This window comes from Shewanella sp. Iso12 (assembly GCF_012030025.1).
GTDB lineage: Bacteria > Pseudomonadota > Gammaproteobacteria > Enterobacterales > Shewanellaceae > Shewanella > Shewanella algae.
This window is the reverse complement of the sequence record NZ_JAAUHW010000001.1, coordinates 348,453-360,781: the sequence shown is the minus strand read 5'-3', so window position 1 is coordinate 360,781 and position 12,329 is coordinate 348,453. Positions and strand designations below refer to the sequence as shown.

Below are 12,329 nucleotides of genomic sequence, written 5' to 3'. Positions count from 1 at the left end.
CCAGATCAATTGATTAAATTTTGCGTAAAGGTTGCTTTGGATTGAAAGGTTAATCCAAACCCAGTAAATTTTAAGAAGAAATTTATCAAACCAACTCTAACTTGTATCTATCTTGTACTTATATCGATGCTCAAACTCAGGGCGACCTCATTGCAGATGTCTTTACCCGGTAATAAGCGCATCAACCCATTCATTACATTATCAATTCTTTAACTGCTTCTTCTATTGTGAGTTTCTTTTCTGATTTAATCTCTATCGAATCGGTCAATGGTGGAAAGTCTGTTCTACAGAAAGAAGGTGATACTTTATATGAGTAATCTCTTTCTCCTTCTTTGTAGGTTATTTCGTCGCCATGTAGTGATATAGGACAATCAACATCGAATTGTAGGACAAAAATGGATTTTATAATTACATTGCCATCCTCTTCTATTATTTCATTATTGATAGAGTCGAATAGATCCGAAAAGAACCCTCCTAACATATCATCAGCATCAAACTCGTTTATATTAGGGTTGGTACATGTGAGTCTTATGCTTGGAGATAGCTCTAAACCGTCAATTTCTATGATTGGGTAATGTTTATCCTCCACTATTTTTGTTATATCTGATGCGTGTAACTTCTGTGTGGCAAAAAACGTAAAACATTTTACTTCTATCATTTTTCTTTAAAAACAATTGGATGGATTATTGGTATGAAATTATATTTCTCGCTAAATGTCAATGCGAATCGGCAGTTTAGCACGGCAGTTGCAGGGGCTATGATGATGAATTAGATAGCCAAAGCCCGCTGATTATCAAATCTTGGTTCATGAAAATGTCCAATCTCCTACTTCCATCTAACTTATCAACTGGCCGAGACAGAGAAGTAACACAACAAATATGATTGACTTGATACACATACTATTGAGTTGCCATGAGGCAGGTGAGGCTCCAGTGTTCAAGGCTCACCAAGGTCAGGCCTATGTCTATGGCGTTCATCATGATTCCTCTGCCGGGCTCTCTATTTCGCATATTATCCGGCATATTAACCTGGGACCTTGCGCTGGATATTCTGTACACATACCCGTGCCGGTAAGTGAGGGATTGCGACGGTCAATCTTAGCCGCGATAAAGCAGCAAAAAATAAGTTTTTAAGGTATGCCTGACTGATTGGGCAATTTCTTGCCCGCTGGGCAATTTTTTGCTCAAGTTCGGGCAATTTTTTGCCCAGCCAATTAGGCTATTTTTTAAACAGTAACGAAATCAATTGATTAAATTTTGGCACGAAGGTTGCCTTAGCTAGGAAGGTTAATCCAAACCTCAGTGAATTTTAAAAAGGAATTTATCATGCCAACACCATGTTATATCTCTATCGAAGGCCAAACTCAGGGCAACCTCACTGCCGGCGCCTTTACTGCGGAATCCGTCGGTGACATCTTTGTGGAAGGCCATGAAGACGAGATGCTGGTTCAGGAGTTCAACCACATTGTGACTGTGCCAACCGACCCTCAGTCCGGCATGCCTTCCGGTCAGCGTGTGCACAAACCGTTCAAGTTCACCGTCGCGCTGAACAAAGCCGTTCCCTTGATGTACAACTCACTATCTTCCGGTGAGAAACTGACCAAGGTTGAGCTCAAGTGGTACCGCACTTCTATCGAAGGTAAGCAAGAGCACTTCTTCACGACCAAGCTGGAAGGTGCCACTATCATAGATATCAACTGCAATATGCCTCACTGCCAGGATCCCAATAAGGCTGACTTTACTCAGCTGGTTGAAGTGTCCATGGCTTATCGCAAGATAGACTGGGATCACGTCAGCGCCGGAACCTCTGGTGCCGACGATTGGCGCAAGCCCATCGAAGCATAATTCATTCAGCAACTGTTTTTCTAAGAGGTGTTCCGGCTGATAGCCGGGCGCCTCTTGTTATCTGATGTAAAGGTTTTGCAAATAGGTTTTCGATGACATTAAAAGAGTGATTCTATCGGATTAGAGTCAGGACGAACTCGAACAAGGATACCGGCTATGTTTTATCTTGGCAGTGGTTTGCGGTTTCATTTCAAGGCAGAAGCGGAGGCGGACGATAGTTTCAACCTGCTGTCGTTTGATTTTGATGAGCAGTTGTCCTCGCCCTTCAAGGGAGAGTTGATATTACTGAGCCGCAGGGATGATATTACTGCCGAGCAGATAGTCGATAAGAATGGCGTCTTGAGTATTTGGCAGGACGGTGTTCGAGTCAGGAGTTTTCACGGCATAGTCAGTCGCTTTGCCAAGGAAGACTCAGGCCATAAACAGACCCAATACAAGCTGACCATGGAACCTGCCATGGCGCGGCTGCGGCTGAGACAAAACAGCCGTATCTTTCAGGAAAAGTCCCTCAAACAGATTTTCAGCACCCTGCTTGATGAAATGGGTATCAGTGATTATGCCTTCAGTTGGGATGCACGCTACGAGTCGGAAAAGCGCGAATACTGTGTTCAGTATCGGGAGTCGGACTTTGACTTTATCACCCGTCTTGCGGCTGAGGCCGGGGTGTTCTGGTATTTCGAATTCAGTGACGACAAACATACGCTGATTTTCTGTGATGCCACCAGCAAGCTGCCAGCGGCCAAACAACTATTCCCCTATAACGCCTTGAGCGGCGGCGACAGCGAAGTGCCTTTTGTCCGCAGCTTCAGTTACGCCAAGCAACTGGCGAGTGCCAAGGCCGAACTCAAGGATTACAGCTTCAAAAAGCCCGCTTATAGCTTTTTACAGGATGATATTGCCAATCAGCTCGATTTCCAGCAAGCGGGATCTGAAGTGCTTTATGAGCACTATGATTATCCGGGGCGTTACAAGGATGATGCCCAGGGAGAGCTTTTCACGCGTGCCAGATTGCAGGCGTTACGGAATGAAACCCAAATGGCATCGGCAATGTCCGATATTGCTGATGCCGGTGCCGGTATCAAGTTCAACTTGGGCGAACATCCAGATGCGGCGTTTAACCGTGATTGGTTGCTTGTGGGGGTAAAACACAGCGGAATACAGGGCGCAGCGGCAGAGGAGGGGAACAGTAGCACCCCGACTCAGTATCAAAACCAGTTATTGGCAATTGAAGGGCACCTTCCCTGGTTATCGCTTCCGGCCACCAAACCCTTGGTGACAGGGCCACACATGGCTATTGTCGTGGGGCCGGATAATGAAGAGATCTTTTGTGATGAATTTGGCCGGGTCAAGGTGCAGTTTCCCTGGGACAGATATGGCCGGGCCGATGAGCACAGCAGCTGTTGGGTTCGTGTCAGCCAGGGGTGGGCCGGTGGTCAGTACGGTTTTATGGCGGTTCCACGCATTGGTCATGAGGTCATAGTCTCTTTTCTTGAAGGCGATCCGGACCAACCTATCATTACCGGTCGCACATACCATGCTGCCAATCCTGTGCCCTATGTATTGCCGACCAACAAAACCAAAACCGTGCTCAAGACCCAAACCCACAAAGGGCCGGGATTCAATGAGTTGAGTTTTGAGGATGCCGCCGAAAATCAACTCATCTATTTGCATGCCCAGAAAGACCATAAGCTGGAAATCAACCACGACCAGCACTATCAGGTGGGTAACGATAGAGAGAAGCACATAGGACGGGATCAGCGCCTGAACGTGGGGCAGGATGAGTTTCTGGAAATAGGTCGAGATCAGCAGGCATTGATTGGTCAGGATCAAAAGCTGGAAGTGACCAGAGACAGGCAAACCCTGATCAAGCGTCATTATCGCCTCGAAGTCATGGATCGTCGTCACGAGTACTCCAGAGCCAATCACGATTTGGAAGTGGGCGGCCATTACACCCATAAGGTTGAGGGAAAGGTGTTATTGGAAGCCGGTGAAAGCGTACTGGTGCACACCAAGTCGCTCACCCTCAATGGCTCGGAGAAAGTCACTATTCAGGGGCCAGGAGGCAAGATACTCATAGATTCCGGCGGGATCACTCTCGAAGCTCCCAATATCAAGCTCAAGGGGCCAGTGGCTGTGACAACCGGAGCCAAGCCCCAATTGGCGACCCTGAAGAGTGCCGCAGAAGAGGGCAACCCGATAGTCGATCTTTGTCCCGATTGCGGAGAATAACAGTATGACTATGGTGAAAGAAAATAGCCTCAAGGCGTTTGGGCCCAACTACTTGGTCTTGGATGCAGCGCTATGCCCCGAGCCCTTGTGGTTTGCCAAAGGGGCCGGAGCCGAGTGTCATAGCCTGTTTGATTACAGGGATCAGGCATTGGTGGATAACGGCCCTTGGTTACTCCATCTTGCGGGACAGGATGAGCTGATACAACTGATGCTGGAGAAAGACACCCATGGCCACAGCGCGCTGTGGTGCAAGAGTGAGCTAGCCCTGCAGTCACTGAAAGAAGCACTGGGGCAAAGGTTGTATGCCGTCAAGCCTGATGGTGAAACTACTCGTTTTCGTTTCTACGACCCCAGGGTCTTACATCACTATTTAACCGAAGAAACGCAGGCCAGAAGGGATGCATTTCTTGAGCCTTTGGGGTCAGTGCTCTATGCATCGCTTAACCCCTTTCGTTTCAATAGCGATTGGCTGAATTGGCAAAGGGAGCCGGACGGATACCGCTGTCAGGCGATATCGATTAAGGAGGATTAATATGGGTACTCCGGTTGCATTGAAAGGACATCAACATATTTGCCCTATGTTCAGCGGCAATACCCCTCATGTTGGTGGACCGATAAATCAGGGAGAAAGTGCTCTGACGGTCAACGGTATTCCTGTGGCCTTAACCGGGCACAAGTGTGACTGCCAGGTTGGCGGGCCAGATACCCTGGTTCAGGGACATCCGAGTTTGACGGTCAATGGCATCGCCGTGGTATTGCAGGGTGCGTCCACGGCCCATGGTGGCAAAGTCATTCAGGGAGATGCTGCCTTGACAGTGTCTTAAGGAGAAGCGAATGAGCTGGGAATTGAGTCAGGAAATCATGGATGCGATGCCAAACTGGCAAAGGCGAAACCAGATCCATGCCCTCGCACGTCACCTATTATCACTGGAAAGTCCACCAACAGATGAGCAGGCATGCTATGACTGGCTCGAGCAGCAAGTCAGTCAGGTTTATCAATATGGATTCACCGAGCTGGGCCATCTGCGCTTGGTGGCCGAGGCCTTGTTTTTGGCACAAGTGTCAATCAATGACCCGGAAGTGAGTGCCATAGTCACCAAGACCGGCTTGCCTTCAGGACGAGCGGCTATCTTGTTGCAGTGGGCCAAGGAACAGCAATCTTCTACCATGGAGTCTGGTTATGAGCTGTAACGCTGATTGTAAATGCCGCAAGGGTATTGTGGCGCTGGTGTTCGTTCCCGGCATTATGGGCACCCGCTTGATGAACAAAAAGAGTGGCGACTCAGTATGGGATCCCGCTGCCGGAGCAATGTTTGATGGTCCCAGCAGTACCGCCATGGAGCTGAAGGCCGAACGTGAAGCCGAGCTTGCTGCGGCACAGGCGGACGATGATGATGGTTTCTTCGAGGGGATAGGCAAATGGTTTACTCGCCGCTGGATATCGGTCAAGGAGGTTGGCCGGGGAATAGCTGAAACCGGTCGTAAGGTTAGAACTAAAGCAGCGGCCGTGCCTCGAATCAAAGATCTTTTCTTTGCTGGCCCAATGCAGCGTAAAGCCCTATTGGTGGATGACAACACTAAATATCAAGGAGAGCCGATCGTCAATCGGAAGGATGACTTATTGGAGGTGGACCCAGGTACCGATAAGTATTTCAGGGTCTATACCTCAGTACCCAAGTCGCAGATGGAGCAGAAAACGGCTCGAGGTTGGGGCGAAGTGCTGTGGGACAGCTATGGCCCGCTGCTTCGACACCTCGAATCGAAGGAGCCGTTATTCAAACGCCTGTATCCCGGGCTGCAATTCCCGGTATTTGCCGTGGGCTATAACTGGATGCTCAGCAATGAAACGGCCGGAGAGCGACTCAAGGATAAACTTGAGGAATTCAGGACACAGTTACTCAAGGAAGATAAAGAAGGCGATAACCTGGGGCTGACCAAGGACGATATTAAGTTTGTGGTCATCAGTCACTCCATGGGCGGATACGCCTCTCGCGCCGGCTTTATCTTAAGCGGCCTGGAAACTCAAGTCGAAGCTGTTATCCATGGCGCTATGCCAACCCATGGCAGCCCATCCACTTATTACCAATTTCGCTCCGGCGCAGTTGGTGGTGGTTTGGCCGGTCAGGTAGCCAAACAAGTATTGGGTAAGAATGCCGCCGATACCACGGCAATACTGGGATTTTGTCAGGGCGGGCTGGAGCTGATGCCCAATAAGCTCTACGTGGATGCGGCCAATAAGGGGGAGTGGCTATTTATCAATAAAGATCCAACGAAACAAGCCGCCAAACGGGAACTGTTGCAGATAGGTTATGGCAGTGGCATTTATGATTTCTACCGCCGTTTCGATACCTGGTACAGCCTGGTACAGCCTTCCTTGTTGGCACCTGAGCTGGGAACATCAACGGATGAGCAGTTAATAGAACATAAGAAAGCATTTACAAAACGTATCACTGATTGTGAGAAATTTCATGACCAACTGGCGGCTAACTTTCACGCAACAACCACACTGCTCTACAGCAATAACCCGGACACCAAGGCGTTTGACACCTGTGAATGGCAATTGCAGAACAGCTTGACCCCGGGGCTGGAGACGGCGGCTGTGGAGCGCTGGCAAGTTATAGGCGATGAAAACCATGACTGGCTCTTCGTGAAGGGGGAAGTCAAGCTGCTGAGTCGCAGTGAGCTGGCAGAACATGAACGTAAGTTAAAGGCTTGGGTTGAACAGAACCGCCATGGCCATCAATATGCCCATACGCCGCCTATGGCTCAAAGTTCCAGCTTCAGGCTTGCCAAAGAGACGGCCAAGGGCGATGGTACTGTGCATGAAGGCGCGGGCAAGTATCCCAAAGGGGTGCAGACTATCGGCTTGGTGGCGACCCAGGATCATCAAGGGTTCTTTAACTGTCCCGATGTCAGGGAGCTTATGGTCGGTGTGCTTCAGTCTTGGCTACCGGATATTCACCAGAAATTCAAGGGATAGAGATGGCTGATGGTTATCGCAAGAGGATTAAACGTGGGCTGCTCGGCAGTCTGGTAATGGTTTGTTTTTGGCAGGGAGAGGCTGTGATGGCGCAAGCGGAAAAAATGCAGGAAGGACCGGCGAGCATGGTGTTTACCAAACACTGCGCGGGGCGTTTTGAACTGGAATTGCCGGAGTCGATGCAACTACTCACCTCGGGTTATGGTCAACCGCAGTTTTTTATCAATATCTATCATCAGGATGATAAGGCGGAAAAGAAAGGGGTGATAACCGGTGAACACAGGCTTGAGCAATGGCTGGCTTATGTGGAGGAGTTGCATAGTAAGGCTGCGAAATATGGGCCTACCAAGTATGTGATTAGAGACCTGGAACCTGAACTTAAGACATTAGTTTATAACGAAGATTCCAGAGTTTTAATGAATGATCCTAATGCTAAGCATGATTTCTCTAGCTTTTTCTTCAAGGATTTTCCGGAGCAGCAGGTGGGGATCAGCATTGATGGGCGAGCGGATAAGTTTATAGCCCGTAACGCCCCCAATGTGGATGAGATATTGCAGCAGCGGCTGCAATGGATGCGTCAGGCGATAGATAAGATTGAATATCAGCCCTGGCCGCATAAACAGGCGGGCGTCTGTTTGCCGAGAAATATCCTGATCGCCAATTCCCAGCCGTTGAAAAATGCTGAGGGTTCTTACCATGAGAACTATGGGATGGAGTTTTATAACGGTAAAGACTCACTGTTTGAGATCCTGGTGAACGTGTATGGCAAAGATCAGGGTAAGGCGCTGAAAGAAGAACTGAGCCGCCACAGCGGTATGATGGCCTTTTTCGCCAGCAGCAAGACCAAGGTGGCCGGGCGGGAAGGGCGGCTGTTTATCAGTGATGGCAAATACTCGGATACCCAGCGGGAGTTTCGTTGGATCAGTACCGACAGCAAGGTCAACAGTGTTCGTTACGCCCATATGGAGATCAGCGGCAAGATAGAGATCAAGGACTTTCCGCAGATGGCTCCCTTGAATGCCACCGATATGATAGTGGGGCTGCTCAAAGGCGTGCGGGTTAGAGAAAACGGCATGGTCGGAGTGAAGGACTAGCTATAAGAATGAAAGGTTGGAACTATTGATAGGAGCGAAAGGGAGAAACCTTTGATAAGAGCATGCCTGAAGTCCTTAAGTTCACTGCGGCGAAAGCTGTGGTTCTGCTGCCTGGTTTGTGCAGTTTTTCCCCTTTTGACGTACGCCAAGGAGATACCGCCAAGACCGGCCGGTATGGTGTTTACCAAGCACTGTGTAGGTCGGTTTGAGTTTGAGTTACCCCAAGAGATGCAACTGCTCACCTCGGGTTATGGTCAGCCGCAGTTTTTTATCAATATCTATCATCAGGATGATAAGGCGGAAAAGAAAGGGGTGATAACCGGTGAACATAGGCTTGAGCAATGGCTGGCTTACGTGGAGGAGTTGCGTAGTAAGGAAACGACAAAATACTATCCAACCAAATACGTTATAAAAGAACTGGAACCTGAGCTGAAGACGGTTGTTTACTACAAAGACAGAAGAAGGCTAATGCAAGAACCGGACGCAGAACATTACTTTGCAGCTTTTTTCTTTAAGGATTTTCCGGAGCAACAGATAGGCATCAGCATTGATGGCCGCGCTAATGAGTTTATAGCCCGTAACGCCCCCAATGTGGATGAGATATTGCAGCAGCGGCTGCAATGGATGCGTCAGGCGATAGAGAAGATTGAATATCAGCCCTGGCCGCATAAGCAGGCGGGTGTCTGTTTGCAAAGAAATATCTTGATCGCCAATCTTCAGCCACCGATTACCCCTTCAGGGCCTTATCCAACGAGCGCGTATAAGGAAGGCTCTTATCACGAAAACTATGGGGCGGAGTTTTTTAACGGAAAGGATTCACTGTTTGAGATCATCGTAAACGTGTATGGCAAAGGCGAGGAAAAGGGCTTGAAAGAGGAGTTCAGCCGCTACAGCGGGATGATGGCCTTTTTCGCCAGCAGCAAGACCAAGGTGGCCGGGCGGGAAGGGCGGCTGTTTATCAGTGATGGTAAATACTCGGATACCCAGCGGGAGTTTACCTGGGTCAGCACCGACAGCAAAATCAACAGTGTCCGTTATGCCCATATGGAGATCAGCGGCAAGATAGAGATCAAGGACTTTCCTGCAATGGCACCCTTGAATGCCACCGATATGATAGTAGGGCTGCTCAAAAGCGTGCGGGTGCGGGAAAACGGCATGCAGGGCGTGACTCAGCATCGCCCTCAATAAATGTTTAGTTGCAGGCTTGCTTTAGCACCTGCAGTAGCCCGGTTTCAGAAGCTGCCAGCTCAGTTTGTTCGTTTAATACATCTGCCAGTATGGTGTCTGTGGTCAGCGGGTTGGCCAGCACCACCCGGAATACAGTCACGGTTTCTCTGTGATATCGGGCGGGTTGGATCCGGGTGCGGGACACAAAAGACTTGCCTTGTTCACGTTGTTTTTTCTGAATGGCACGAGTGAGGTCATCAAGAATGCCATTGATCTCTTTGACCTTTTCAAGATTGCCCTGTGCCAATTGCCGGTTCAGAGCAGTTTGTGCCCAAGAGGGGCACCAACGGTAGGTGAGCAGGCACAACTCGGGCGCACTCACCAGTTCAAATTCGCTGTGTTGCTCAATCAAGCCGGCAAAGAAGCGGGCCTTTTCCAGCGAATTATTGATCAGTATTTCATAGCCTTCCTTGCCGATTATCTGCATGCAGGCATGCACCAGCATGGCCATTCCGGGGCGGGAACCTTCCAGAGTCTGGCTGCCCAAATCCTTGGAACCTTTACGCAAAATATATTCGGCATGATGCACTATCGCCCGGGCCAGTTCAGGCTGTTTGAACAGCACCATACCAGCCCCCATAGGGACATACATCTGTTTATGGGCATCTATGGTCACTGAGTCGGCCAGTTCTATCCCTTTGAGCAGATGGCGATATTTGCTGGATAACAAGCTGGCTCCGCCCCAGGCGGCATCAACATGAAAGTGGCAATTGAGCTCGGTTGCCAACTCGGCCAGCTCAGGCAGAGGGTCTATGTTACCGGTTTCTGTGGTGCCGGCGACGCCGACAATCGCCATGACTCGGATGCCCTGCCGGGCCAGCTTGGTGGCCGCCTCGCGCATGGCGTCGACATCGACCTTATTGTTGGCATCGGTCGCGATTGAAACTATGTTATCCCGGCCAATGCCCAACAGATCGGCAGCTTTGCCCAGAGAGTAATGGCCGCGCTCGGACACCAGTATCGCCAGGCTCTTCCAACCGTAGTGGCAGAGCGCCGCGCCTAAGCCTTCACGATTGATACCGCGAAATTCACCGTCAGCCTTGAGCAGTTGGTTACGGGCAATCCACAGGGCGGTGATATTGGCCACAGTGCCGCCGGAGCAGAAAGCTCCCAGAGCATGATTGGCGCTGTGCATCCACTGGTGATAGAAGATGGTGGTTTGGCCATAAATGAGGTGATGCATCATCCCCAGCACCTGCCGCTCCAGGGGAGTGAAGGCCTTGGAGGTTTCGATTTTGACCAGATTCTGATTCAGGCCCACCATCATTTTCGACAAGGGCAACACGAAGTAGGGCAGCGCCGATGTCATATGGCCGATAAAGCTGGGGGCGGCGGTGTGTACTGAATGCGCCACCAAATTCTGCATCATCTCTTCAGTGTAGTCAGAAACAAATCTGGGTTGACGCGGGATTTCAAAGGCCTGGAAATCTTTTTCGATTTCACTCAGGGGTTTTTCCAGCGCGGCAATATTTTGGGTCAGGAAACCGGCGAGATCTTCAGACAATGCCTGCTCTATGCGGCTCAGGGTCGATTCCGGTGCTTCGGGCACGGTAAAGATACGCATCAGAGAGTTTTCTGAGGCGGTGGCCTGGCGTTGTTTGCTGGCGGTCATTGGGCTTTGGTCTCACACTGTATCTGCCTGTGTCTGCACAGGTCTTGAAATGGCAGCTCACTTTACTGCAAGGATTGCGGTCAGACAAGTTGAAACTGAAGCGAAAAAGCGGCGGGCCACAGAGGTTGACCCGCGAAAAATCAATTGGCGTTATTCAGTTGCAGAGCCAGCAGAGCGGCGATATTGCTCGAGGTGCGCTGCAGATTGGCTCTGGCTTCGGCCAGCGCCTTGGGCAAGTCGCAGGCCGAGGGTATGATATCAAAAATGGCGCTCATTCCCTGCTCCAACACCAGCTCTGAGCCTGCTCCCAGACAGCCGGCAATACCAATCACGGGAATGTTGCGCGCCTTTGCCAGGCGCAAAACTCCCATGGGCGTCTTGCCATAGATGGTTTGTCCATCTATGCGTCCCTCGCCGGTGATAACCAGTGCAGCGCCTTCGAGTTTGGCATCCAGCCCCACAGCCTGCATGACTATGTCGATACCGGGGCGCAGCTCGGCGCCCAGAAATGCCATCACCCCAAGTCCCATGCCACCGGCGGCGCCAGCACCACTTTGCAGGCGCTTATCTTCAAAGCCGCTCTGAGCCAGGATATCGGCAAAGTGACCGAGGGCGGCGTCAAGCTCGGCGACCATTTCCTCTGTGGCTCCCTTTTGCGGCCCGAATACCGCCGAAGCGCCGCGCTCGCCACATAAAGGGTTGTCCACATCACAGGCCACTTCAAAATGGCAGTCATTGAGCGCCGGATGCAGTTGGCTGCAGTCCAGTGTTGCCAGGGCCGCGAGCTCCGCCCCGCCCGGGCTTATCTCCAGTCCGGTACTATCCAATAGTTTGGCGCCCAGCGCCTTGGCCATACCGGCGCCTCCATCATTGGTGGCACTGCCGCCAAGGCCTATGATGAAGTGGCGAATGCCACGCTCTATGGCATCGACAATCAACTCGCCGGTGCCGTAACTGGTGGTGAGCCTTGGATTGCGAAGCGCCGGGCTGACATGATGCAGCCCGGAGGCGGCCGCCATTTCGATAACTGCAGTTCGGATGCCACTGGTGCCACCTTCTGTACCCAGAATGCCGTAATGGGCCTTCACTGGTTGTCCGAGTGGGCCACAGACTTCAAGCTCGACCAGGTGACCATTGGTCGCATCGACCATAGATTGCACTGTGCCTTCGCCGCCGTCGGCCACCGGCACTTTGAGGTACTCGGCATCCGGCAGCCTGTGTTTAAAGCCTGCTTCAATTTCATTGGCCACTTCGAGGGCGCTCAGGCTTTCCTTGAAGGAATCTGGTGCTATCACTATTTTCATCTGATTTCCTGTACAACGGGCTGCCGGTGAAACCGGCAG

The 12,329-nt window shown here is 50.8% G+C and carries 11 protein-coding genes; 8 read left to right on the top strand and 3 right to left on the bottom strand.

From position 1 onward, the window contains the following. Positions 1-193 precede the first annotated feature (193 nt). Complete coding sequence (locus HCX89_RS01610) at positions 194-658, bottom strand: hypothetical protein (RefSeq protein WP_044734212.1); 465 nt, start codon at positions 656-658, stop codon at positions 194-196. A 667-nt stretch (positions 659-1,325) separates the two neighbouring features. On the opposite strand from HCX89_RS01610, the gene HCX89_RS01605 reads away from it, so the two are divergent. From HCX89_RS01605 to HCX89_RS01570, 8 genes are all read left to right on the top strand, one after another. Continuing rightward, positions 1,326-1,844 (top strand): Hcp family type VI secretion system effector, encoded by a 519-nt coding sequence (locus HCX89_RS01605; protein ID WP_025009852.1) that lies wholly within the window; start codon positions 1,326-1,328, stop codon positions 1,842-1,844. A gap of 156 nt (positions 1,845-2,000) precedes the next feature. Further along, positions 2,001-4,073 (top strand): type VI secretion system Vgr family protein, encoded by a 2,073-nt coding sequence (locus HCX89_RS01600; protein ID WP_167714853.1) that lies wholly within the window; start codon positions 2,001-2,003, stop codon positions 4,071-4,073. 4 nt (positions 4,074-4,077) lie between these two features. Continuing rightward, positions 4,078-4,605, top strand: a complete 528-nt coding sequence (locus HCX89_RS01595; protein WP_167714851.1) for a DUF4123 domain-containing protein — start codon at positions 4,078-4,080, stop codon at positions 4,603-4,605. A 1-nt stretch (position 4,606) separates the two neighbouring features. Continuing rightward, positions 4,607-4,897 (top strand): PAAR domain-containing protein, encoded by a 291-nt coding sequence (locus HCX89_RS01590; protein WP_025012114.1) that lies wholly within the window; start codon positions 4,607-4,609, stop codon positions 4,895-4,897. Between the two features lie 10 nt (positions 4,898-4,907). After that, positions 4,908-5,264, top strand: a complete 357-nt coding sequence (locus tag HCX89_RS01585; protein WP_167714849.1) for a hypothetical protein — start codon at positions 4,908-4,910, stop codon at positions 5,262-5,264. Further along, the gene (locus HCX89_RS01580) at positions 5,254-7,053 is read left to right on the top strand and encodes a hypothetical protein (RefSeq protein WP_167714847.1); all 1,800 of its coding nucleotides are present in this window, start codon (positions 5,254-5,256) and stop codon (positions 7,051-7,053) included. Before HCX89_RS01585 ends, HCX89_RS01580 begins: the two co-directional genes overlap by 11 nt. Positions 7,054-7,055: 2 nt before the next feature. Continuing rightward, positions 7,056-8,147, top strand: coding sequence for a hypothetical protein (locus tag HCX89_RS01575; protein ID WP_167714845.1), 1,092 nt, complete (start codon positions 7,056-7,058; stop codon positions 8,145-8,147). Positions 8,148-8,282: 135 nt separating this feature from the next. Next, the gene (locus HCX89_RS01570; protein WP_167714843.1) at positions 8,283-9,335 is read left to right on the top strand and encodes a hypothetical protein; all 1,053 of its coding nucleotides are present in this window, start codon (positions 8,283-8,285) and stop codon (positions 9,333-9,335) included. A gap of 4 nt (positions 9,336-9,339) precedes the next feature. Here the strand turns inward: HCX89_RS01570 and panP are convergent, their stop codons facing one another. Together panP and HCX89_RS01560 are read right to left on the bottom strand one after the other, a co-directional pair. Then, entirely contained in the window at positions 9,340-10,986 is a 1,647-nt protein-coding gene (gene panP, locus HCX89_RS01565) for a pyridoxal-dependent aspartate 1-decarboxylase PanP (protein ID WP_167714841.1), read from the bottom strand. Between the two features lie 140 nt (positions 10,987-11,126). Continuing rightward, on the bottom strand, positions 11,127-12,290 hold the full coding sequence (locus tag HCX89_RS01560) for a glycerate kinase (RefSeq protein WP_167714839.1): 1,164 nt from the start codon (positions 12,288-12,290) through the stop codon (positions 11,127-11,129). Between the last annotated feature and the right edge of the window lie 39 nt (positions 12,291-12,329).